The following is a 24,189-nucleotide window of genomic DNA, read 5'->3' as shown; positions in this document are numbered from 1 at the left end:
TAACCGCTTTTTTTTGTGCCTAAAATAAGACATAGGCGATAAGTGAGTGTTAAGTGCGCAGGTTGCGTAAATAGTGGCTTATATCGATTATTGTATTAGCTAAACGTCTTATTGTTTGAGGGTTAAAGCTTTGTTATCGTTCGTCGATTATTCACGGATTGAAAAGGCGGGGCGACACACAATGCGCTCTATAACTAAAATACAAAAAGAGAAACGTGCTTTATGATCATCTTTTTTATCTGCCTCACTATTTTAATACTGGGCTATAAGTTTTACAGCCCATTTGTTGAAAAACAAGCCGGTTTGGATTCAACTGCTGACACACCACAAAAACGCTTTAGCGAAGGTGTTGATTACGTAGCTATTCACCCTGTACGAGCATTTTTAATTCAGTTTTTAAACATTGCTGGCGTAGGTCCAATATTTGGCCCAATTTTAGGTGCTTTATACGGACCAGTTGCACTAGTATGGATTGTACTTGGTAATGTTTTAGGTGGAGCTGTACACGACTTCTTCTCAGGTGTAATGAGTATAAAAGAAGACGGTAAAAGCCTACCAGAAATCGCAGGCCATTATTACAACGTCGTATTTAAAGGCTTTATGCTTGTATTTACTGCCATGCTACTGTTTTTTGTAGGTGTAGTATTTATTATGAGCCCTGCCGGTTTGCTAAGTAACCTTGATTTTTTTGAAGGTACAATACTGGCAAACAACACCTTTTGGGTACTTGCTATTTTAGCGTATTACTTTTTAGCTACCTTGCTACCAATTGATAAAATTATCACTAAGTTTTACCCAATTTTTGGTGCGCTAATGATTGTAATGACAGTGGCAATTGCTATTTCATTACTTATTAATGCGCCGCACTTACCGGTACCAAGTGACTTTTTAGCTTACTTTGAAGCTGATCACGCACATGACTTTTTAGAGCCAAACCCAGATGGATTACCAACATGGCCATTGTTATTTATAACAATTACCTGTGGTGCTATTAGTGGTTTTCACTCTACTCAAGCGCCTATTATTGCGCGCTGTTTAACTAACGAAAAATACGTACGTCCAGTTTATTACGGCGCTATGATGTGTGAAGGTATTGTAGGTTGTGTATGGGCACTTGCTGGTATTGCAGCGTTCCCAGATGGTTACGCAGGCTTAAAAGCATTGCTTGACCAAGGTGGTCCAGGCTTAGTTGTTAACCATGTAGCTAACAGTTACTTAGGCGTATTTGGCGGTATAATGGCAATTATTGCAGTAGCCGTATTCCCAATTACTTCTGGTGATACAGCGTTCCGCTCATTACGTTTAACTGTTGTTGATGCGTTTAATATTCCACAAAGCTTACGTAATCGCTTACTAGTGGCGGTGCCTATACTTGCTATAGCGTACTTTATGACGAAGCTCGATTTCTCATTAATTTGGCGCTACTTTGCATTTTCAAACATGCTGCTTTCTACAAGCGTATTATGGCTTGCCACTAAGTACTTGTTTGACCGTGGTACATTCCATTGGATTGCCAGTGTTCCTGCTGTTATAGCAACAGCGGTAACGGTTTCTTATATTGGCACTGCAGCAATTGGTCTTAACTTATCAAGCGATTTAGGTAAACCTATTGGCGCTGTAGTAACAGTGATTGGCTTAATTGTTTTAGCAATTGTGCACTCTAAGCATAAAGTTAAACCAACAGCGGTTTAATAATCACATAAGTTATTTCAAGCATTAAAAAAGCGAGCTATTGATAATCAATAGCTCGCTTTTTTTGTGTACTAAATTTAGGTATTACTGAGTTGCAAGTTCAAAGTAACTATTATCGTCGAGCGTTTTGCTTATCATCATAGCGCCCTCAAGCAGGCTCACTGTTTGAATAGCTGCTTGAGCGGGGTTAGGCTCACCATTAGTTAAGTGTGCAGCGCTAAGCCATGTTAGGTTTTGTTTAAAAAAGCGTTTTACTTCAAGGCGTACTTTATCTGGAAGGCTATCGCTTTCGGCTCCTAGTAACCCACATAAACACATTTTTTTATCGGTTACTAATGCACGTCTAAAAAGCTGAGTGTACACATCAATAGGATTTTTACCGCTTGCTTTAAGCTCGCTTGGCTCGCCTAACGCAGCTAAAAAAGAATTAGTATATTGATGAGCAAGCTCAGCACCTAAATCGGCCTTAGTCGCAAAGTGATAGTGCACACTGGCGCTTTTAATGCCGACTTCGCAGGCTAGCTCTCTAAAACTAAAATTACTGTATCCGCCAAGGCGCACCTTGTTTTCAGCTGCTTTTAATAAAGCTTCTTTTTTACTCATTTTTAATATTTCCTATCTGCAGTAACACCAGTTTTATTAAAAACATGATCATTGTATCGCATTAAGTAACACACTAACTGCGTTAAAAATTATTCATACAGAATAACTAGATGTCATGATTTTCGCCTCGTTATTGCGCTATTTTCCTAGCGCAATAATAGATCACTTATTTAATGCAATTGGTACAGCAAAATTATCGACCAGTAGGTAGTTATTTACAAGTGTTTTTACTTTTAAGCAACTCCATAATTTTATTATGAATTAAGTTAAATCCCATAAATCAGAAAAATTTAAACGTTGACTTAAATTTAGTTTAACATTATAAATTACCTATCGATAGGTAGTTTCTGCCATTGGCTCACTTTTAAACAATAAAGATAGAGATTGCTATGAAAATTTATGATGTAGAAAACTTTCCAAATCCACTTCGTGTTCGTATCGCTTTAGCTGAAAAAAATGCCACTTCAAATGTTGAGTTTGTACCTGTTGATTTATTAAATGGTGAACACAGAACAAAAGCCTTTTTAGCTAAAAATCCATTAGCAGGTGTACCCGTATTAGAGCTAGATGACGGCACGTTTATATCAGAAAGTACCGCTATTACTGAGTATATTGATACCGCATTTGAAGGCCCATCTTTAATGGGTGAAACCGCAAAAGAGCGTGCAGTAATTAACATGATGCAAAAGCGTGCAGAATCTATGGTGCTTGACGCTGTGGCAACTTACTTTCATCATGCAACTGATGGCTTAGGTCCTGAGCTTGAAACATATCAAAATGTGGCTTGGGGTGAAAAACAAGGCGAAAAAGCGCGCCAAGGGTTTAGCTATTTTAATGATGTACTAGCGCAATCGGCGTTTGTTGGCGGCGAGCAGTTTAGTATTGCTGATATTACATTGTATGCTGGGATGGTATTTGCTGGATTTGCACAAATAGCAATCCCGAATGAGTTAACCCATTTAGTTGCATGGCAAGAAAAAGTAGCAAAACGCCCAAGTGTTGCAGCTTAATTAGGTTATTAGTTTAAAATTTAAGTGAAGTTACGCTTAGGAGCCAAATATGAAAATAGCTGCCGATTTTAGTAAACGAGTTGTGGTACATAGCGAATCACTTCCGTGGGTTGCATCGCCAATGGCGGGCGTTGATAGGCGAGCGCTCGATAGAGTGGGCGACGAAGTTGCTCGCGCAACGACCATTGTTCGTTATGCACCTGGGAGTGAATTTTCGCCGCATGTACATACAGGCGGTGAAGAGTTTGTTGTGCTTGAAGGGGTATTTCAAGATGAGCATGGTGACTTTGCGGCAGGTTCTTATATCCGTAATCCACCGCAATCAAAGCATAAGCCGGGGTCTGAAAATGGCTGCGTTATATTTGTAAAGTTATGGCAGTTTCAACCAGATGACCGAACGCACGTCCGTTTGCAAACAAACTTGATGCAAAGTACGGCGCACCCTAGTTTTAAAAATGTAGCCGTAACCCCTTTATACAAAGACGATTTTGAAGACGTAAGCTTGTTGGACTTTAAGCCCAACGCCTGCATGGTTATAAGCGCAAAAGGCGGAGCTGAGCTGCTAGTACTTGAAGGCTCATTTGATGAGCAAGCCGATACCCTTGTAAAAAACAGTTGGTTAAGAGTGCCTATTAATAGCTCTGTTAACGTTAAAGCGGGAAGTAATGGTGCAAAAGTATGGCTTAAAACGGGCCATTTAACTGATGTAGAAAACCAGATATCTCGCGTACAAAATGCGTAATTGAGTCGTTTATTTGAGACTATTTAATGATCTAGCTCAGAACTATTTATTGATTTAGTTCAGGACTATTTATTGATTTAGTTCAGGACTAATTAATTTTAGAAGGTGTACTTTTACCACTCAGCCTATTTAAGGAGAGCAGTAATGGTACACACAACACATGGTTTATCGATTGGTCTTGAACGTGCAGGAAGAGAGTTTTTTTTAAAACTTAAAGCCGTTGGTACGCTTACTCACGACGACTACAAAATAATTACCCCAATGATAAATTCAGCTCTTGGCGAAGTTAAGCACCCAGTTGTAAACGCCTTAATAGATGGTAGCGAGCTTGAAGGTTGGGAATTACGCGCAGCGTGGGACGACCTCAAGTTAGGTGTTAAGCACTCTAAAGAATTTAAAAAAGTAGCTATTTACGGTAATAAAGAGTGGCAAGCTCGAATGGCCAAAATAGGTAACTGGTTCATATCGGGTGAGGTTCAATACTTTGAAAATGCTACCGCAGCCATAGATTGGCTAGACGAATAATAAATCCCTTCTTTCAAAAAATAGCGCTTACAAAGCGCTATTTCAACTCTTAAATAAAGGACTTATAGCGAACGTTTAATAGTTTTCGCTTATTGTTAAGTATCAATTTTATCAAAATACGTTACTAAGCTATCAATAAATGAACGAAGTGCAAGTGACTGATGTTTCCTAGAGCGGTAAATACCGTATATGCTCAAAGTTTGTGGTTTAAGGTGTGGTAGTAAATGTATTAACGTTCCATTATTTATATATTTCTGCGCAGCAAACTTAGGTTGTAGAGTTATTCCTTGATTATTAAGAGCAGCTTTTAACAGTAAGCTCGAATCATTAGCACTGAAGTTACCAGCAATCGCTACAGATACGGGTTTTTCAGGGTGTGAAAAATGCCACATACTTTTTTCAAACCGTGAATAGTTCAAACAGTTATGGCGACTCAAATCATCCGTAGTTATAGGCTTAGAGTTTTTTTCTAAATATTCTGGGCTTGCACATAATACTGAATGGCATTTCCCAAGTGGGCGAGCAATTATATTAGGATCTAAGTCATTGGTAATTCTAATTGCTAAATCTATTCGCTCTTCTACCAAATTTGTAACGTGATTACTAATTTGTACATCAATACTGACTTCGGGATGAGCGTGCAAGAATTGTTGCAACATATCTGGTAGTACATCATGTGCTAAAAAAGGCGAGCACGACAACCTAATTTGCCCGTTTAATCTGTTATTACTTTCTATTGGCGCACTGATGTTTTGGGCGATGGCAATGAGCTCTCGGCTATGATTAAGTACTTTTTCACCCTCTGACGTGAGTGTTATTTTTCTTGTTGACCGATGGAGTAGTTGGGTATTTGCCCACTTTTCCATTTGATTCAAATACCGTGTAACCATAGATCTAGACATATCTAAAGCACGGGCAGCACCGGCTAGACTTTTCTGCTCTACAATTTTTATAAATACATCAGCTGCAATAATTCTATCCATTCACTTTACCTATATGTTCGATTTATGCAACAGATAGTTGCATTCTGCCTAGTTTTTCATTCTTAAATTGCAACATACAATAGCCTCATCTTAACGAAATAACAAACAGGCTACTGAGAATGAAAAAAGTTAAACACGTATTAGCAGCAACAGCTTTATTAGCAAGCACATTAATGCAACCGGTATTAGCGCAAAGTGAATTAGTTGTTGATGTATATAACCCACAAGACAAAAGTATTTTTGCTGTTTCATCAAGCATTATAAGTGGTGATAACGAAGTGTTATTAGTGGATGCCCAATTTCAGCGTAATGATGCACAAGCATTGGTTGAAAAAATAAAAGCGAGCGGTAAAACATTAACAGCTGTTTATATTAGTCACAGCGACCCTGATTTTTACTTTGGTTTAGATGTAATTAAAGCTGCTTTTCCAAAAGCAAAGTTATTAGCGACTAAATCAACAGTAGAGAATATTAAACGCTCAATGCAAGGGAAGTTAAATTATTGGGGGCCTATTTTAAAGAGCAATGCACCTAAAGAACTTATTTTGCCAGAAGTAATGCTATCTAATAGCCTAACTATAGATGGGAGAGAAATTATTATTAAAAATTTACAGCATGATTCAAAGCATACTTACCTTTGGATCCCTTCTATAAAAACAGTGCTGGGTGGGGTTGTAGTATTTGATCAAATGCATGTGTGGTTGGCCGATTCGAGCACTGCTGCAGAGCGTCAAACTTGGCAGTCAACATTAGATAACATCGAGAATTTAAAACCACAGACTGTTATTCCAGGTCATTTTTTACAGGGCAGTAAACAAGACCTTTCTGGTGTGTCATTCATGAAAGGATACTTAAATAAAGCGGATAGCGCTGCAAAAAATGCAAAAAACTCAACTGAATTTGTAGAGATAATGACTCAAGCTTACCCTGATTTAGGTGCAAGAAGCATCTTAGAGTTGGGCTCAAAAGTGGTTATGGGTGAGATGCAATGGCACTAAGTGCCCTTGCGTTAAGCAATTATTTAGATAGGAAATATTAATGAAAAACGTAACGTTACATATAATTGTTGACCCTTTATGTGGTTGGACTTACGGCAGCGTGCCCTTGATCACCGCTGCTGAAAATATTGATGGTTTAATTGTAAAAGTACACAGTGGAGGTATGCTAACAGGTGATAATGTCAAACCTGTGACTCCTGCATGGCGTGAATTTGCACTTAAAAACGACAGTGTCATAGCGAAGAAAACCGGTCAGGTATTTGGTAGTAACTATACTGATGGGCTTTTAAAAACCAACGATATTATACTCAACTCGGCTCCGGCTATTACCGCTATATTGGCAGCGCAAGCGCTTGGTATATCAGGTGGGGAAATGCTTAATAGTATTCAACATGCTTATTATGCTCAGGGTAAAAACATTATGCAGCTGCATGTACTGACTGATATTGCATTGGAGCTGGGTTTAAACAAGGCCTTATTTGAAACCCACTTTAATGCGCTAGAAGGCGGTGCAACAGATCAACATATAGCACAAAGCCGAGGCTTATTGCACGATATTCATGGGCAAGGCTTTCCTAGTGCAGCATTTGAATTTAACACAGGTAAGTGGCAAAAAGCCGATATAGCCCATTATTATGGAAAAACTGAGCAGTGGGTTACCTACTTACAGCAATCAGTTGCGCTAGTATAGTGTGATGAAATTTCTAAATAATAAAGCTGTTTATATTACAGCTTTATTGAGCTTCCTTTTTATAGTGCAAGGGTGTGCAAAAATGAACAACATAGACATAATTAAAAGTACGTATGAAGGCAAAACATCACAAGAGAATGGGCAAAATTTAGTTGCTCATGCAAGTGATACTATTACTTGGAAAGAGGCTGACGGTTTTGCTTATGCTGGTACATACCATGGTATGAATGACATTACTGAACATGTTTTTCAAAAGCTTGCAAGCGAGTGGTATAACTACACGTTTACGCCACAAAACTACTTATCCCAAGATGATACTGTCGTAGTGTATGGCACGTACTCTGGTACTTATATTAAAACGGGTAAAAAAATGCAAGCTAGGGTCGCGCATATTTGGCAGCTTAAAAATCAAAAAATAACGCACTTTGAACAAATAGTGGATAGTAAAATGGTGTTTGATGCTATGCAGTAACTACGCGTTACTGCATATATTTGAACTTAAAAAACATTAGGTCTATTAAAGTACATCAGCCAGCACAGGTAATGCCGGAAATGCCCCTTTAGCTAAACACGCTTTAGAGCCACATTTAAGAGCGAAGTGCAGGGCGCCTTTTACGCTCGCTTTATCATTTAGTTTATCTGCTAGTGGTAAATCACTTCCTAAGTTATTTAAGTAGTATAAAACCCCCGCTATAAATGCATCACCTGCGCTTGTTGTATCTACGGCGTTTATTTTTGGTGCCGATTCGTTAAGTGTAAATGCGCTGTGGTAAACCGTGGCAGGCTCTGGTCCATCGGTTAAAAACACCAGTTTTACTCCGGTATTTAATAGCATTTGAATGTAATCATCGCTCGTTGTATCGCTATGCTGAGCTAAAAAATTAAGTTCGTCACGCGAGAGTTTTACTATGTCACAATAGGTGTAACAGGCTTTTACATTGCTTGCTATATCGTTTGTGTTTTCCCACAAGCTGTAGCGTAAATTCACATCAAAACTGACGAGCTTATTATTCGCTTTTGCAAGTTCTAGCGCTTTAACCGTTGTGTTGGCAATTGCTGATTCGGTTAATGTGTTTGAACAAAAGTGTAGTGTGCTTATTTCTTGCCAATTTATATGCGCTAAATGCGCCTGCGTTAATAGTACATCGGCTGTGTTATGGCGATAAAAGCCAAAACTACGCTCGCCGGTTTCATCAAGGCTTACTATAACCATGGCGGTTTGTGAGCCTGGAATGGTAAATAAATAGTCTGTATTTACATTGTATTGCGCTAATGCATTACTTAATTGATTGGCAAAATGATCGTCCCCTTTACCACCACAAAATGCAGCCTCTGCGCCGAGTTTTGCGTAGCCAACAGCTACATTGGCAGGCGCGCCACCTGGTATAGGTAAATAGGCTGAGTTATTAGCATCTTGTGGCAGCATATCAATTAATAGCTCGCCTAAGCACAGGAGTTTAGTCATTTGGAATATCCTAAAAAGCCTAGCAAGGCTAGGCTAAAAAACGTGAAGGGTGTTATTTATTCATACTTTAAAAGGCGCTACAGTGACTACTCACCGCAGCGCAATACACACATTTAGTTAAAAGCGTATTTTAAAGTTACCGACGTTGTGCGGCCGTTAATAGTACGGGCACGAATAATGTTATTTTCAGGTACTGAACCTTCTTCTGCTTCTGTAATACCTACTGTATCGAAGAGGTTATTCACATTAAGCGCAATATTAAGGTTTTCAGATAAGTCATAGCTTACAAAGCCATTTACCTGTGTGTAGCCGTCAAATTGTAGATCGTTATTATCTTGAGCGTATGCATCGGTAGTACCAATGAAACTTACCCCTGCAGCGCCTTTTTCATAGTTGTAACGTGCCATTAATGAGTAAATTAAATCGGCTTGACGACGTGGTGTATTACCTACAACATCTGGGTTAAGCGCATCTTTTGCTATTTCTGCATCGGTCCAAGTTAAATTACCGCGAAAATCCCATGCATCAATAAAGTAAGTAGATTCTATTTCAATCCCTTTTGCTTCGTATTCACGGTCAAAAAACGTTTGTGATGTTGCTTCAAAATTTTGCTCTTCAGTTTCGGCAAAAAACGCAGTAGCAAACACTGATAATGAATCAAAGCGCTTTTTAACACCAAACTCAAACTGGTTTACTTCATCAACAGCGTCTTCTTTTGCAACAGAGCCGTCGGCGCGTACTTTACCAAATAAAAGACGGTCAGCATTTGCACGCCCACCTTTACTAATACGTGCAAACGTAGCAAGGCTTGGGTCAATTTGATAATTAGCACCAATTGAATAAGAAGAATAGTTCCAGTCATAGTTTACTGGGCTGGCGTTGGCAATATCAATACCTGCAACGTTTTGCTCAGGGATTGATATTTCTCCGTCGCGGTTCATATCTACAGTTGATGTTACGGCACCTGCATAGTTACCGCGAGCTTCGCCACTGTCGTAACGGGCACTTGCATCAATGCTTACGTCGCCTAATTTAGTAGAGAATGCAACGTATGGTGCACGGGTGTCGTACTCTGTGTCGTAATCACGTTGGCAACAGTTTCCCCAGTAAGGTGTGCCATATGCATATAAACCATTTTCTGAAAATTCAGTACCGTCAGCTGCAGTAACATTTAATAATGCAGCATTGTCGCCTTTAAGCTCCATAAGGTATGAATTCCATAACCACGACATAGCAATGTTTTGTGTTGACGCGTAATAACCAAAGGTAATGCTGGTGTCATCATCAAACGATTTAGTTAGTTTAAAGTCGTTAACTAATGAATCGAAGTCGTTCATTGTTACGTCAAACGTATGAATTCGCATAGCAAGGTCGTCGTTAAATGCAGCGCCCGTGTTTGCGTTACTGAGTGTTGCGCCTACACCACCAATGCTCTGTGCAATAGATGATGCGCTGCCAACCTCTGCAGGAATAAGCGAGTTAAAGTTGCCGCTTATTGATGATTTACGAAAACGGTTTTCGATACGCCAATCGTTATCTAAATCAAATACAGCTTCAAAACCAACAGAGTCAACCTTTGGATTCATACCATCGCGAATATCGCCGCTACTGATTTGGTTTTCACCATTTAAACGTACTGTTTTAGTAAATAACGCTGAGTGAGGTGTGTCTGATTGCGCATCAAAGCCAGCAATAGAGTCACCATTTGAGTACATTGGCATTGGAAGGTAGCCAACACTCTTATCGTCTAAGTGTTTGTAGTAAAGGCGAACGTAACCGTTGTCGAAATCTTTTGTAAGGTTAGCTTTTATTTGGCCACCTTTATTAGACGTGTAACCTGTTTCGCGCGGGCCTTCGCCTTGTCGAACAAAGCCACCAACATGAAAACGCACGCTATCGGTTAAGTAAGTGCCGTATTCAAAGTCTGTACGAACGCTGTCGTAATCTAAGCCAAGTGTTGTAGATACACTGCCAGATTCGTTTTCGCCATTTTTAGAGATAAAGTTAATAATGCCACCAGGTGCATTACTTGCGGCAGTAGATGCTGAGCCACCACGAATCGATTCGATAGTTTGCACAGTGTTATCTAATCGCATAAAAATATCTGAATTACCAAAAGCGATATCACCGTATTGCAGTACAGGTAAACCATCTTCTTGTAATTGTAAAAATTTTGCACCGCCTGAAGCAACTGGCAGGCCACGAACAGCAATATTTGCATTACCTTCGCCACCTGTCGATTCTGCACGGATACCAGGAATGATTCTAAAAGCCTCGGCTGTTGAGCGAGGAGTAGACACCTGAACTTGTTCAAGTGATACGCTACTAACTGAAACGCTTGAAGCCATGATTGTTGTTCGGCGTGGTACGCCGGTTACAACAATTGTTTCAAGACCTTTGTTTTGTGATGCTTCAGGTGTTGCTTGGTCTGTTTCTTGTGCGTTAACGCCTTGACTTACGGCAAGTGCTAAAGCGCTGATTAAATATAAAGGTGTATTGTGTGTTGTCATGTGAACGCCTCGTTGTGTTGAACCCAGTAGGATTTGTTATTTTCACTTAATCGATTAAGTAAAAATAACAAATATTTTACAATAAGCAAATTATTTTGTGTTTAATTTGCTCTTTTATTATTTATATGTTGATTTTAAAAGTATTTTTTATTGTATTGAGATACAAATTTATCAAGCTGTTGGGTTATTTTCTTGTAAAGCACTCATTGATGGGTCGCGTAAATAATTGAACAACATAGCTACAAATAAAATCACGGCAAACCCTGTTGCTAAGTAAAAACCATAGCGCACATGGCCAAAGTAATCGCTGATCATACCCATAAATAAAGGAGCTAAAGCAGCCGATAATGCGGTAAAAAATAATATAACGCCGGCTACGGCTCCATGGCGCTCAGCAGGAAAACACGATATACCTTTAGAGTTTAAAGTTGGATAAACCATAGACATAAATAAACCTGAAAGAGGTAGTAACCCTACAGCCCAGTCAACGCCACCAATAAGTGTACCCACATAACAAAGTGCAATACCTAAGCTTAAATAAGCCATAACACCTTGCCAGCTATAACGATTTAGTAACCATACGGCAATAAAACGACCTGCAGCACGTAGTATAAAAAATATAGTAAGTGCATAAGTGGCAAGGAGCGGCCAAGAGCCTGTGTAGTCCTTTAATAGCGTCGGCATCCATACATAAATAGCCACTTCAGTCGCTACATAAAGTGCAATAGCTAAAGAAAAGCCAAGTGCATAAGGGTTTTTTACCATTTTCATGGTCGTGGCCAAAGAGGCTGGCTTTTCAGTTGTTTTAACTACGTCAGGGTAGTCTGCGCGCCATGCTAATAAAGCAAGGATTAAACACATTACGCCCGCAGTAATATACAGGTATGTCCAACTAACGTTTTGCACTAATAAAACACCAACTAGGGCAGGGCCTACAATAGCGCCAATGCCAAAAAAGCCCTCAACCTTGTTCATAGTTTTAGTATGGTCGTCGTTACTATGTGAAATATCGCCAAGCAATGCCAGTGCGCCGGTTTTAAATAAACCAATGGCCAGGCCTATGCAGCAAAGCAATACTAAAAAGAAAGTAAAACTGGTGCTAAATGCAAATAAAAAACAACTCGCGGAAAATATTAATAGACCTAGCATAATGGTTTTTTTACGGCCAAGGCTGTCAGCTAAAAAGCCTAAAAATAATCCACTAAAGGCAATGAGTGCCATAGGAGCGTAATGAAATGCACTAGCTTGAGTCATGCTCAAACCGAAATCTTTTATAAGTTCGGGGATTATCATGCCGACTGCGTCAGAGGTCATGGCAAACATAAAAAACATCATGTATGTAAGCCAGCGTATTTGTTGCAGTGGGTCGCTGCTTACGTGAGTGTGTGATTTTGTCATGTGTTTATTCCTCGTTAAATTCTCTATTAATACTTCGTAAGTCAGTCAGTTGCTTACTGTAGTATTACGTGAGACACGAAATTTGTATGTAAAATTATTAAAAATTACTTGTAAATTCTTACTCGCTAGTTAAAGATATATCTTAATCGATTAAGTTTCAACATGGTAATCACACAATGATGAAGAATAAAGTTCAATTGATCACATATGCTGATCGAATCACTGGCCAAAATATAGGCGCGCTAACCACACTTTTAAACGGCCCTTTAAAAGGCGTATTTGGTGGTGTGCACTTATTGCCATTTTACAATCCTATTGATGGCAGCGATGCTGGCTTTGACCCTATTGACCATAGTGAAGTTGATTCTAGAATAGGCACTTGGGAAGACATACAAGTATTAGGTAAAGATCTCGACTTAATGGCTGACCTAATTGTTAACCATGTATCGGCGCAGTCTTTTCAGTTTCAAGATGTATTAGCTAAAGGTAAGCAATCAGAATTTTGGGATTTGTTTTTAACCAAAGATGATGTATTTCCAAATGGTATGAGCGAAGCTGAGCAAAAAGCAATTTACCGCCCACGTCCTGGTAGTTGCTTTACCCCAATGAAATGTGGTGATGGTAAAACGTATGACTTCTGGACCACTTTTACCGATAACCAAATTGATATAAACGTAAAAGTAGAAGCCGGTGTTGCGTATTTAAATAACGTACTCACTAAATTTTCGGCTAACAATGTAAATATTATTCGTTTAGATGCGGCGGGTTACGCTATTAAGCAAGCTGGCACTAACTGCTTTATGCTTGATGAAACGTTTGGCTACCTAGATAACTTATCTAAGCAAGCAAACGATTTAGGCATGGAAACCATTGCAGAAATTCATAGCCATTATCAAACTCAGGTAGAAGTGGCAAAACGCGTAAATATGGTTTACGACTTTGCGTTACCACCGCTTATTTTACACAGCTTATTTAACAACGATGTAGATGCACTGCTCAAATGGTTACAAATTTCGCCACGTAATTGCTTAACTGTACTTGATACACATGACGGTATTGGCATTATTGACGCAGGTCCAATGGGCGACAAACCAGGGCTATTAAATGCACAGCAGATTGATAACCTAGTAGAAACAATGCACGCCAACAGCAACAACCAAAGCCGCCAAGCTACGGGCGCTGCGGCGAGTAATGTCGACTTATATCAAGTTAACTGTACGTACTACAACGCATTAGGCGCTAAAGACTTTGATTACTTACTGTCGCGTGCAATTCAATTTTTTGCTCCAGGTGTACCACAAGTTTATTACGGCGGCCTATTTGCTTGCGAAAACGACATGGAATTACTGACAAATACAAATGTAGGCCGTGATATTAACCGCCCATATTTAGATGCAAATATAATCGACAAAGCCTTAAATAAGCCTGTAGTAAAAGGTTTAATTGAATTAATTAAAATTCGCAATTCACACCCTGCATTTGCAGGTGAATTTAGCGCCCAAGGTGAAGGCAGTATGTGTTGTTTATCGTGGCAACTAGATGAGCAAACTATTTCACTTACTGTTGATATTAAATTACGCCATGCACTTATTACGCAGGTAAATGGTGATGAAGAAACAACGATTAACTTAAATTCATTTTTAGCTTAATGTTATAAAAGTAATTTACAAACGCCATGTAAAGCAAAAGCCAAGCTTAAGTAGCTTGGCTTTTTAACACATAAAACTATTACAAGGTTTGTAAGCTAACTACTCGCACCAATCTCTAATTCGTAACTGACTTCCTGAGTTTTTTCTTCTTTAGAAATAAATAATTCGGCGGCTATAACGCCTTTTTCTTGGCTGTTTTGATGAATGGTGGTGAGGCGAGGCACAAACCGGGCTGCTTCATCAATACCATCAAAGCCCACAATACGCAGTTCTTCACCTATTTTTATGCCTTGTTTTATTGCTTCTCGCATTGTGGCAAGCGCAATTAAATCACTCATACAAATAATAACGTTAGGACGAGGGGAGGCACTTAAAACCTCTTTAGCAGCAATATTAGCAAAACGCTCGCTACTTTCAGGAATGTTCCAAATACGATCGTCAGCTACCGTAATATTTGCCTCGCTTAAAGCGCGTTGATAACCACGTAAACGTTGATGCGAAATAGATTGTCCGGTTTCAAATTCGTGGTGTTCATACACGCGGCATAATACGTTTTCATCAAGTAATCTAAGCCCTAATATAGCCACTTTATCGCTTTGATTATGCAGTACGTGTTTAGCAATTTCGTAACTTGCTTGCTCGTTATTAATATTTACAGAGGCATTGCGAGCAATATCAAAATCAATTGTCACTACATGTTTAGACACTGTTTTTAACTGCTCAACTAACGCGTTATTACGAGGGCGGCCATAACAAATAAAGCCATCTACCAAGTCGACCACGTTGTTAAGGTTACCGCTATTACCTGAAAACAATAAAACATTAATGCCGTTTTTTTCAAGCACCGAGGTAACACCGCGCATAAAGCTGCTAGCCACAGGGTCCGACACCATGTATTCCACACTATCGGGCAGCACTAAAGCGACAATATTAAATGTGCCATTACGCAACGATTGCGCGGCCTTATTGGGCCCGTAATAGCCCAAAGTTTTACACGCTGCAAGAATATCGTCTCGGCGTTTAGCCGATAGCTGATCAGGGCGATTAAACGCATTAGATACTGTCGCGTTAGACACACCTAACTCTTTAGCAATACTTTTTAGGGTCCAGCGGGTTTGCTTACTCATACCAATTCTTTACTCAATACACATGTTAATAAACTAACATATTCAGGGCGTTAGCAAAGTAAAAAAATAAGATTTTAGGGCTAATGTCGGCATTCTTTAGGCGCAATGCCAAAGGTTTGTTTAAATAGGCGACTAAAGTGGCTCGCGCTATTAAATCCAACATCAAAGCACACTTGGCTAATTGCATGGCCTTGTAGTAATTGAGTACGCGCTTTTTTTAGTCTTAACTGTTGCTGCCAAAGGGCTGGGGTAGTGCCAAATGCGAGTTTAAATTGATGATAAAACTTACTTCGGCTCATACATGCTATTTTGCATAAGGTATTTATGTCGAGCGTTTCACTTAAGTGTTCTTCAATATAAAGCAGGGCATCGCTCACTTTTGTTTTAAGGCGTGGCTTATCGCAGCTAGCTAGCAATAGCTCGCGGCTTTGTTGTTGTAATAAACGGGTGATCAATTCGTTCAACGACAAATCAATCAAGTAATGTCGCTGTGCGCCTTGCTCACTAAATAAATGCACCATGCGCTCTAATAATTGCTGCGTTTGAATATTATGTTGGGTATGCACTAACTGAGGTACATATTCAAATAAGCCATCGTGTGCAAAATTTTGCTGCATGTTTAGTGCATTCGCCACGCTCGTTATTTTATCTGTGCTAATTTCAATGGCTAAACAGGTGGTTGGGGCGTGCATTGATGCTTGTGGAAAATCAATTAAAACACCTTGCTCTGGCGCTAATACAAACGACTCGTGTGGTAAAAATACTTTATGGTATTGGCTCCTTTCTACGTGCATTACCTTTTTGCCGCTTAGCATGGCACAAAACAGCAGCTCGTTTGAGTGCAGTGCTACCTTTTGCGCGCTTTGATACGTGTCGTAAATACTCAACTCACTGCTATCTGCAGCGAATGTGACTTTATTTTCTATTAATACATCAAGTTGTTGGCGTTTTTTGTTTAACTGAGATGTGTGCATATCAATCCTTTAGGTTTTATTAGTTTGGACTCACAGACAACTTTTGTGGACAGCTAATCAAGTTTTTAGGTACTTGTTAGTTTAATGTCAATCAACATTGATTAAATATAAAGCATTTTGTTTTATATAAATGTTCGACCTTTAGCTAACAACAATAAAGAGAGCACACACATGATATATGCAAATCCAGGTAGCGATGGCGCACTCGTAAACTTTAAACAACAATACGGGAACTACATTGGCGGAGAGTGGGTGAAGCCAGTAAATGGCCAATACTTTGATAATATAAGCCCAGTAAACGGTAAGGTATTTTGCCAAATACCGCGTTCAGACAAAGACGACATAGAGCTGGCTCTCGATAAAGCGCATGCAGTGCGAGAGCAATGGGGCACAACGTCGGTGACCGACCGAAGTAACATACTGCTAAAAATAGCCGACCGAATTGAGCAAAACCTAGAGTTACTAGCTGTTGCCGAAACATGGGATAACGGTAAAGCAATTCGTGAAACACTCGCGGCCGATATTCCGCTAGCGGCAGATCACTTTCGCTACTTTGCAGGGTGCCTACGATCGCAAGACGGCACTATAGGTGAAATAGACGCAACCACCGTTGCGTATCATTTTCACGAGCCACTAGGTGTGGTTGGGCAAATTATTCCGTGGAATTTCCCTATTTTAATGGCCGCCTGGAAACTAGCGCCAGCACTTGCTGCAGGTAACTGTGTAATTTTAAAACCGGCTGAGCAAACACCAGCTTCTATTTTAGTTTTAATGGAGATAATTGGCGATTTACTCCCTGCAGGCGTATTAAATATAGTAAACGGCTTTGGTAAAGAAGCGGGTGAAGCACTGGCAACAAGCAAGCGTATCGCTAAAATTGCATTTACGGGTTCAACGCCTGTGGGCTCACATATTTTGAAATGCGCTGCTGAAAATATTATTCCTTCAACGGTCGAGCTCGGTGGTAAATCACCTAATATATTTTTTAATGATGTAATGGAAAAAGACGATGCGTTTTTATCCAAAGCTATTGAAGGCGCCGTGCTTGCTTACTTCAACCAAGGCGAGGTGTGTACGTGCCCATCAAGGTTGTTTATTCAAGAAGATATATACGAGCAGTTTATTGAGCGCATACTCGAACGTACCCAACAAATTAAACGCGGTAACCCACTCGACAGCGAAACCATGGTGGGCGCTCAAGCTTCAAAAGCACAGTTTGATAAAATACTTAGTTACATAGACATAGGCAAAAAAGAAGGCGCTGAAGTACTCACCGGCGGCAACGTAGAGCAGCTAAATGACGATTTAAACGGCGGTTATTACATACAACCTACACTGCTTAAAGGTACAAACGACATGCGTGTATTCCAAGAAGAGATTTTTGGCCCTGTTATTTCTATGTCGACCTTTAAAGATGAAGCCGAAGCACTCGAGCTTGCCAACAGCTCTGAGTTTGGTTTAGGTGCAGGTGTGTGGAGCAGAAACATGAATCGTGCTTATCGTATGGGTCGCAAAATAGAAGCAGGGCGAGTGTGGACAAACTGTTACCACATGTACCCAGCACATGCTGCATTTGGTGGTTATAAAAAATCAGGAATAGGGCGCGAAACGCACAAACTAGCACTTGATCACTACCAACAAACTAAAAATTTATTAGTGAGCTACAGCGAAGACCCGCTTGGCTTCTTTTAAAAAATTTTAATACAACAATCACTCAGTAATGAGCGCTGCATATTTGCGGCGCTTTTTCATTTTAAGGGGTCCATTGCACCACTTACTGCTTGTTGTAATACATAAATAGGATACTAATTGAATTAAAATGTTGAAACTTCAGGGCTTTAAATAATTCATTAACTGCGTTAAAAAAGTGATTTAATAATATGAGTTTTATAAAAAGCTGATTCATAGTTAGCTAGTTGTTTACATAAGATTATTTGATGGCTAAGATAAATACATCGTAATTTATGAAACTTTACGGTCTATAAAACGATAAAGGCCTCAGAGAGAGTAACTAACTTTTTGTCAACGATATGGAGATCATTAAGTACCCAAAAGAATTTTACATCCTACCCGAAGAGCTTTTCCGCCTCGGAAATGCTTCAAGTCCTCGTCTATCGAATGTTCGAGCTCGTGATGTTGATGTTACAACCGTAAATGGAATTAAGGTTATTATCGCAAACGGAAAAGGGATCAGCGTTTTCGATATAGAAGGTATCAACAATGCACCAATGACTGGTTGGGTTTGGAGGTTTCCACCGAATACCCAGCCGCCTCATGGATTGAAGATGGTTCAGGATAAGCCACACCATTACTGTATTTCGCCCACTCGGAATATGCCGGTTGACAAGTTCAAGGGACTTCTTGAGGAAATGGCCCTAAAAGCATCTCGAGTATTTAAGAAAGAAGGAAAGATTGTATGAGTCAGTTCAAGCTTGAACTTGCAGGATCAGAGCTAAAATACGTGCTAGAGGGTCTCATAGCACTTGAACAAGAAATGGCAAAAATATGTGAAACGTCAGATGACTCAGATGAGATTGCTGATGTAGGCAATGATTTGATTGAGCTGCGCTTGTTACTAAATCCTTTGAAGGAGAGAGCCATCAGTCAGTTCGGAGATAGTATAACTGATTTTTCGCGGGATGAGTTATAAGTTAAAAAGTAAGTTTGGTGTCAATACCTAATTTTAAACCAATTTAGGGTTCCAGATGACACCATCTCTCACCATTAAATTCATGATCGCTACCAGCTTTCGTATGAACGCAATGATAAATAAATCACAAAGCACAATAAGCAACACACCCACCCTACGCAAAAAGCTGAGCAATGTAGACAAAATGAAAGTAAAAATAGACTGCCCAATAGGGCGACGACAGCTGTTTATTAAAGAATGGCAAGCGATTTTGCTGTATTGAACCGGCTTTTCTTTAGGTTAAAAGTGCAATATTACCGTCAACAAAGGCATGACACAGCCAAGCGAAAGTGAACGCCCAATGGCAACTGTATTGCCTTGTTCATAATATAGAAAAACTGCAAAATACGATGCATTAAGAAGGGAAAGCCCTTTTACTCTAAATAAAAGCCACTCAAACACCCGTAAATCCTTCCAAAACGCCAGTTAAAACAATACCAAACCAGCTTTTATATTCTATGAAAAATACAGTGATCGATTGAATCAAAATAGGAACTTAGCTATGGTCTATTTATCAATAAAAATAAATAAAAAACGAGTTAATCTACAGGCTCGTTAAAGGGCTTCAGCCGACTTAAAATATGGATGTTTAAATGAGACTACATGAGTTACACATAAATAATTTCAGAAAACTAAAAAATTGCTGCATTAAATTTAGAGACACAACATTTCTTATCGGACCAAATAATGCAGGTAAATCCGGCGTTTTTGCTGCATTAAACCACCTTCACAAAAACTCAAACCTTGATAGAGAAGATTATTCTAAAGAATATAATGAGGAAGAAGAAAGTTATTCCTATGAAAGTGAAGTAGAAGTTATTGCTGAATATCATAATGTGCCAATTGAAGCTAACAGTTGGCTTGGCTTTAAAGGTCGTATTATTACTGTAGTGGGTTATGGTCAGTGGTGCACTTGCAAAATGAATTCGGGTATTTTAAGGATAAAAAATTGAGTCTTGGAAGGTGGGATGACGCAATACTCAAAAGCCTCTTATTTGTGGGAATAGGCATTGCTGTCTCGGCTTTATTTACTGGTTTAGCACCATCATCAGTAAACGACCTCTTAGGGTTGGTTGTTACATTTTTACTATATGTGGGTGTTTATCTGTTTATTTCTATCGTAGGTTGGTTAGTAATTGGGTTTCCACTTCATTTTTTAATAAGCAAATACACAAATCGTTCCTATTTATATTATGCTGCTATACCAATGGCGTTTGTTCTACCGTCCTTGTTTTATAAAGGTTCATTGTTGTTTGGTCTCGCAGCACTATTTCAAGCCTTAATATTTCGTTTTTACGTTTACAAAAAAATATACCAAACGCATCAAACCTGATTCCGCAAGCAGGCCGGTTTTTTGCAAAACACGGCGCAAAAAAGCGTCCAACCTGCTCCGCTGTTTATGTGGGCGTTATAACCCTTTTTAGTGGGGTGGCCGTGTTTAGAGGATTAGGTCAATGGAAAAACTCATTGAAGCCTGCTCACCAAGTTTACTCTCAAACGGGCTAATAACAGCTGGCTATTGTTCGTGCTTCACACATTTCAGCCAACGTTCTTTAGCCGTTTAATGTAAGCATTAGACGATTATCTATTCCATCACTCATAAGGATTACTATGTTAATAGGTCGTGTTTCTGAATTGACTGGAGCAACTCGAAAAGCTATTCGGTACTATGAGTCAATTGGTTTGATAACGCTTCCAAATAGAAAAGGTAGCTACCGTATTTATAGTAATCATGATGTTATGGTTATAAGTATGATTTGTCGTGCTAAAACCCTTGGGTTTAGCCTCGGTGAAATCAAGGATATAGTGTCTAAAAAAACGGAGGAAAAGAAACTTCCTATTGATTTGATTCACCTACTTATAGATAAAAAAATATCACTTTTAAAACAAGAGATTGACGAGATTTTGCTGAAAAATGAGAATTTGAAGCAATTTAAAATAGATTTAGTTAAAGAATTCACTTGACCTTCCCCTCAAGGGCAAGGCTTACAGTTAACTGATAATTAACTCATAGGATGATTTATAGTGAAAAAGCTGAATTTAGAAAACACAAATATATTAATTACAGGCGCATCTTCAGGCATCGGGAAAGAGTTTGCTAAACAACTCGCTAGCAAAGGAGCTAATTTAATCCTAACAGCCAGAACGCATAGCGATCTAATAAGTTTAGCGCAAGAGTTAGAGCGTGAACATAGGAACATTTGGATTAAAACTATTCCCGCCGATTTAAGTGAACTAAATGGCCCTAAAAAATTATTTGAACAAATAAATGATTTAGGCTTGTCAGTTGATTATTTGATTAATAATGCTGGTTTTGGAAAATTTTGTGAGTTTTCTGGTGAGAGTTTTGAAACTTATCATAAAATGTTGATGTTAAATGTTAATGCATTAGTTGAACTTACTCATTTATGTTTGCCTGCAATGGTAAATAAAAATAGCGGCGGAATTATTAATGTAGCATCTATTGGTTCTTTTCAACCTTTACCATACCAGACTGTTTATGGTGCATCTAAAGCTTTTGTATTAAGTTTTTCAGAGGCTCTTACCGGAGAATTATTAGATAAGAATATTCGCGTCATGGCCTTGTGCCCCGGTACTACAGAGTCTCGTTTTATGGAAAATGCTAATGCTGATACATCCAATATGAACTTGGCTCCTGCAAGCAAGGTAGTTAAATCTGCGCTCGCGGCTTACGAAAAAAATAGAATGTATACAGTATCGGGTAAGATTAATTACGTAGTCTCTTTAATACCTCGATTATTTTCACGTAAAAGGACAGTCAAAATAGTTGTTAGCATGTTTAAGGACAATGTACTGGGAAAAAGCTTAGTTTAAGGTTCATATAAGGACATGCCTTGAGGTGGACAGCAAGCACTAAAACTCACTTTCCACCGCAAATTTTAATAGTGGTGAACCCTTGCTTTTCAATACAGTTAAGTAAGTTGATTTATCGTAGGGCGTATGTGTTTTTAAACACCTAAACAGTATTCGTATCCACTTAAATGCTAATGTTCTGATGATGCTATTATGGGGTTTTCCTTTACTTCTTGCTGCCAACTATCGTGGCTAAGTAACGATGCTTTAGCGCAAAATGAATAACGCACAGATTATTACTTTGTAAAGACGCTCAATTGTTCTTCAAGCCAAAGCATAAATGCACTTACGCGCTTGGGTAGGTGGATCCTATTTGGGTACAAAATATTGATTGGTAGGTCGGGCATCGCGTATTGAGGCAAAACTTGTATAAGTTCGCCAGATTCAAGGTATTTACTTATACCGTGAATAGGTGATTGAATAAGCCCGAAACCACTCAGTACTGCGCTTAAATATGCCTCTGAGGAGTTAACAGTAAGCTGGCTTTTCATCGTTATTGATTGCAATTGATTATTGCTATCTAAATATTCGAAACCCGGATCAGGGATACCAAGTGTTTGACTGTAGCGAACAATGTAATGATTTTTTAAATCGTTAAGAGTTTTAGGTAAACCATGATTTTTTACATAATAACGGCTTACGCAATTTAAAACTTTAAAGCTGCCCAAACGTCGTGCAATTAACGATGAGTCGGTAAGTTCGCCCACTCTTACTACGCAATCAAATCCTTCTTTAATGACATCTACTCGTCTATCGGAGCTGCCAAGTTCTATTTCAAGATTTGGGTGCATTTTTAAAAACGAACTTAAGTTTGGAATTATGGTATCTCGACTAACAGCTTGTGGCATATCTACACGTATTCGGCCTGTTAAACCTTTATCCTCACTTACAAATAAATTTTTTAAATCGTCAGCGTCGCTGATAATTCCCAGTGCACGTTGATAAAATAGCTCACCGTCTGAAGTCATATTTACGGTGCGTGTAGTACGGTGTAATAAACGCGTATTTAATGTACTTTCGAGCATGGTTACTGCTTGCGATACACTTGATTTAGGAAGATTTAAGCTTGTTGCTGCTTTAGAAAAACTACTGAGTTGCGCTACTTTAATAAAAATACGTATTGCGTTTAGGTCTTTCATAATACCGTTTATTGTTCGTTTATTTTGAACAGTGTAACTCTTTTCAGCCTGTTTATCTTTGTTGCTTGAAAAAATATACTGGCTTGGAGGTTATTTAACTCCCCGCTTTTATTTTCAACAGGATATAACAATGAACAAACGAATTGCAGTGATCACCGGTGGTAATCGTGGACTTGGTAAAAGCACGGTGCTTTGCCTTGCAAAGCAAAGTATCGATTGCATTTTTACTTACCGTAGTCATGAAAAAGAAGCAAAAGAGGTTGTAAAGCAAGTACAGGATCTAGGCTCTAAAGCGGTTGCATTGCAATTAGATGTAAGTGATATGCTCGGCTTTGAGGATTTTGCACAGCAACTACAAAATGTCCTGCGGACTCATTGGCAACAAAGTGAGTTTGATTACTTAATTAATAATGCAGGGGTGGGGCTTACTAGCAGTTTTGCAGACACAAGTGAATCAACTTTTGATACGTTGATAAATATTAACTTAAGGGGAGTATTTTTTGTTACCCAAACATTGTTACCCTTTATAAAAAACGGTGGTCGTATTATTAATTTATCAAGTGGTTTAACGCGTTTTTCATTACCAGGTCATATTACTTATGCAATGACCAAAGGTGCAATAGAAGTAATGACAAGGTATTTAGCTCAAGAACTTGCACCTAAAAATATTACGGTAAATGTTGTAGCCCCTGGTGCAATTGAAACCGACTTTGGTAATGGTGTCGTTCGTGATAACGATGAAGTAAATGCGTTTATTACATCACAAACGGCAATGGGCAGAGTTGGTGTAACAGACGATATAGGGCCTATGATTGTCAACTTATTAGCGGACGAAAACCGTTGGATGACAGGCCAGCGACTTGAGGTATCGGGCGGTATGTATATGTAATCATACCAACCGACATGAATCTTTGAGCAATTTAGTGAATTAAATTGCACTATAACGTCGCTGAAATTTTTATTTAGAACAACTAGGTACAAAAATTTTTGTCTAGTTCTAGCGTAATTTTCTTAACGTTAAATAGACCCCATATATAAACAGATTGGTACCATTTATTAAAAATTATAACTTGAGAGAATAAAAAACCGCTCAGTGAGCGGTTTTTTGCATTTTTTACTA

At 39.0% G+C, this 24,189-nt stretch carries 23 protein-coding genes and 1 pseudogene; 15 read left to right on the top strand and 9 right to left on the bottom strand.

Annotated elements, in window-relative coordinates:
* Positions 1-222 precede the first annotated feature (222 nt).
* Positions 223-1,692: a carbon starvation protein A gene (locus tag H5092_RS09010; RefSeq protein WP_004334688.1), complete on the top strand. Its 1,470-nt coding sequence runs from the start codon at positions 223-225 to the stop codon at positions 1,690-1,692.
* Between the two features lie 84 nt (positions 1,693-1,776).
* Here H5092_RS09010 and H5092_RS09005 read toward each other — a convergent pair whose 3' ends face one another.
* Complete coding sequence (locus H5092_RS09005; RefSeq protein ID WP_182733359.1) at positions 1,777-2,295, bottom strand: TetR/AcrR family transcriptional regulator; 519 nt, start codon at positions 2,293-2,295, stop codon at positions 1,777-1,779.
* 389 nt (positions 2,296-2,684) lie between these two features.
* Between H5092_RS09005 and H5092_RS09000 the strand changes: the two genes are divergently transcribed.
* The 3 genes from H5092_RS09000 (at position 2,685) to H5092_RS08990 (ending at position 4,572) form a co-directional block, all read left to right on the top strand.
* The gene (locus tag H5092_RS09000; protein WP_182673696.1) at positions 2,685-3,305 is read left to right on the top strand and encodes a glutathione S-transferase family protein; all 621 of its coding nucleotides are present in this window, start codon (positions 2,685-2,687) and stop codon (positions 3,303-3,305) included.
* Positions 3,306-3,354: 49 nt separating this feature from the next.
* Complete coding sequence (locus H5092_RS08995) at positions 3,355-4,047, top strand: cupin domain-containing protein (RefSeq protein WP_182733358.1); 693 nt, start codon at positions 3,355-3,357, stop codon at positions 4,045-4,047.
* Between the two features lie 144 nt (positions 4,048-4,191).
* Positions 4,192-4,572: an STAS/SEC14 domain-containing protein gene (locus H5092_RS08990; RefSeq protein ID WP_002960091.1), complete on the top strand. Its 381-nt coding sequence runs from the start codon at positions 4,192-4,194 to the stop codon at positions 4,570-4,572.
* A 95-nt stretch (positions 4,573-4,667) separates the two neighbouring features.
* Here H5092_RS08990 and H5092_RS08985 read toward each other — a convergent pair whose 3' ends face one another.
* Positions 4,668-5,555, bottom strand: coding sequence for a LysR family transcriptional regulator (locus H5092_RS08985; protein WP_182733357.1), 888 nt, complete (start codon positions 5,553-5,555; stop codon positions 4,668-4,670).
* Positions 5,556-5,674: 119 nt separating this feature from the next.
* On the opposite strand from H5092_RS08985, the gene H5092_RS08980 reads away from it, so the two are divergent.
* From H5092_RS08980 to H5092_RS08970, 3 genes are all read left to right on the top strand, one after another.
* On the top strand, positions 5,675-6,553 hold the full coding sequence (locus H5092_RS08980) for an MBL fold metallo-hydrolase (RefSeq protein ID WP_182733356.1): 879 nt from the start codon (positions 5,675-5,677) through the stop codon (positions 6,551-6,553).
* A 40-nt stretch (positions 6,554-6,593) separates the two neighbouring features.
* Entirely contained in the window at positions 6,594-7,244 is a 651-nt protein-coding gene (locus tag H5092_RS08975) for a DsbA family protein (protein ID WP_024595727.1), read from the top strand.
* An 82-nt stretch (positions 7,245-7,326) separates the two neighbouring features.
* On the top strand, positions 7,327-7,716 hold the full coding sequence (locus H5092_RS08970; RefSeq protein ID WP_149603532.1) for a nuclear transport factor 2 family protein: 390 nt from the start codon (positions 7,327-7,329) through the stop codon (positions 7,714-7,716).
* A gap of 45 nt (positions 7,717-7,761) precedes the next feature.
* Here H5092_RS08970 and H5092_RS08965 read toward each other — a convergent pair whose 3' ends face one another.
* From H5092_RS08965 to H5092_RS08955, 3 genes are all read right to left on the bottom strand, one after another.
* Positions 7,762-8,709: a carbohydrate kinase gene (locus tag H5092_RS08965; RefSeq protein WP_182695369.1), complete on the bottom strand. Its 948-nt coding sequence runs from the start codon at positions 8,707-8,709 to the stop codon at positions 7,762-7,764.
* Between the two features lie 113 nt (positions 8,710-8,822).
* The gene (locus H5092_RS08960; RefSeq protein WP_182692364.1) at positions 8,823-11,219 is read right to left on the bottom strand and encodes a TonB-dependent siderophore receptor; all 2,397 of its coding nucleotides are present in this window, start codon (positions 11,217-11,219) and stop codon (positions 8,823-8,825) included.
* A gap of 171 nt (positions 11,220-11,390) precedes the next feature.
* Positions 11,391-12,617 carry a sugar MFS transporter gene (locus tag H5092_RS08955; RefSeq protein WP_039488390.1) on the bottom strand — a complete coding sequence of 409 codons (1,227 nt, stop codon included), beginning with the start codon at positions 12,615-12,617 and terminating at the stop codon, positions 11,391-11,393.
* A gap of 176 nt (positions 12,618-12,793) precedes the next feature.
* Here H5092_RS08955 and gtfA point away from each other — a divergent pair, with 176 nt between their 5' ends.
* Positions 12,794-14,266, top strand: coding sequence for a sucrose phosphorylase (gtfA, locus tag H5092_RS08950; RefSeq protein WP_182733355.1), 1,473 nt, complete (start codon positions 12,794-12,796; stop codon positions 14,264-14,266).
* Positions 14,267-14,361: 95 nt separating this feature from the next.
* Here the strand turns inward: gtfA and H5092_RS08945 are convergent, their stop codons facing one another.
* Entirely contained in the window at positions 14,362-15,393 is a 1,032-nt protein-coding gene (locus tag H5092_RS08945; protein WP_182695370.1) for a LacI family DNA-binding transcriptional regulator, read from the bottom strand.
* 80 nt (positions 15,394-15,473) lie between these two features.
* Positions 15,474-16,367 carry an AraC family transcriptional regulator gene (locus H5092_RS08940; RefSeq protein WP_024596981.1) on the bottom strand — a complete coding sequence of 298 codons (894 nt, stop codon included), beginning with the start codon at positions 16,365-16,367 and terminating at the stop codon, positions 15,474-15,476.
* 171 nt (positions 16,368-16,538) lie between these two features.
* Here H5092_RS08940 and H5092_RS08935 point away from each other — a divergent pair, with 171 nt between their 5' ends.
* The 6 genes from H5092_RS08935 to H5092_RS08910 all read left to right on the top strand — a co-directional run bounded on the left by H5092_RS08935 (position 16,539) and on the right by H5092_RS08910 (position 21,891).
* Positions 16,539-18,059: an aldehyde dehydrogenase family protein gene (locus tag H5092_RS08935; RefSeq protein WP_182724079.1), complete on the top strand. Its 1,521-nt coding sequence runs from the start codon at positions 16,539-16,541 to the stop codon at positions 18,057-18,059.
* Positions 18,060-18,397: 338 nt separating this feature from the next.
* Positions 18,398-18,787 (top strand): hypothetical protein, encoded by a 390-nt coding sequence (locus H5092_RS08930; protein ID WP_182733354.1) that lies wholly within the window; start codon positions 18,398-18,400, stop codon positions 18,785-18,787.
* Positions 18,784-19,017, top strand: a complete 234-nt coding sequence (locus H5092_RS08925) for a hypothetical protein (RefSeq protein WP_007379016.1) — start codon at positions 18,784-18,786, stop codon at positions 19,015-19,017. The genes H5092_RS08930 and H5092_RS08925 overlap by 4 nt, the downstream gene beginning before the upstream one ends.
* A 632-nt stretch (positions 19,018-19,649) precedes the next feature.
* The gene (locus H5092_RS08920) at positions 19,650-20,009 is read left to right on the top strand and encodes an AAA family ATPase (RefSeq protein ID WP_182733353.1); all 360 of its coding nucleotides are present in this window, start codon (positions 19,650-19,652) and stop codon (positions 20,007-20,009) included.
* A gap of 658 nt (positions 20,010-20,667) precedes the next feature.
* Complete coding sequence (locus H5092_RS08915; RefSeq protein WP_096794380.1) at positions 20,668-21,021, top strand: MerR family transcriptional regulator; 354 nt, start codon at positions 20,668-20,670, stop codon at positions 21,019-21,021.
* Between the two features lie 60 nt (positions 21,022-21,081).
* Positions 21,082-21,891 carry an SDR family oxidoreductase gene (locus H5092_RS08910; protein WP_007377192.1) on the top strand — a complete coding sequence of 270 codons (810 nt, stop codon included), beginning with the start codon at positions 21,082-21,084 and terminating at the stop codon, positions 21,889-21,891.
* A 39-nt stretch (positions 21,892-21,930) separates the two neighbouring features.
* Here the strand turns inward: H5092_RS08910 and H5092_RS20685 are convergent.
* Positions 21,931-22,104: pseudogene (locus H5092_RS20685) on the bottom strand (IS110 family transposase); the annotation flags it as partial.
* A gap of 62 nt (positions 22,105-22,166) precedes the next feature.
* Positions 22,167-23,069, bottom strand: coding sequence for a LysR family transcriptional regulator (locus H5092_RS08905; RefSeq protein WP_182733352.1), 903 nt, complete (start codon positions 23,067-23,069; stop codon positions 22,167-22,169).
* A 130-nt stretch (positions 23,070-23,199) separates the two neighbouring features.
* Here H5092_RS08905 and H5092_RS08900 point away from each other — a divergent pair, with 130 nt between their 5' ends.
* The gene (locus tag H5092_RS08900; protein ID WP_182733351.1) at positions 23,200-23,958 is read left to right on the top strand and encodes an SDR family NAD(P)-dependent oxidoreductase; all 759 of its coding nucleotides are present in this window, start codon (positions 23,200-23,202) and stop codon (positions 23,956-23,958) included.
* Positions 23,959-24,189 lie beyond the last annotated feature (231 nt).

This window comes from Pseudoalteromonas sp. SR41-7 (assembly GCF_014163935.1).
Lineage (GTDB): Bacteria > Pseudomonadota > Gammaproteobacteria > Enterobacterales > Alteromonadaceae > Pseudoalteromonas > Pseudoalteromonas distincta.
This window is presented reverse-complemented; position numbering and strand designations above follow the sequence as displayed.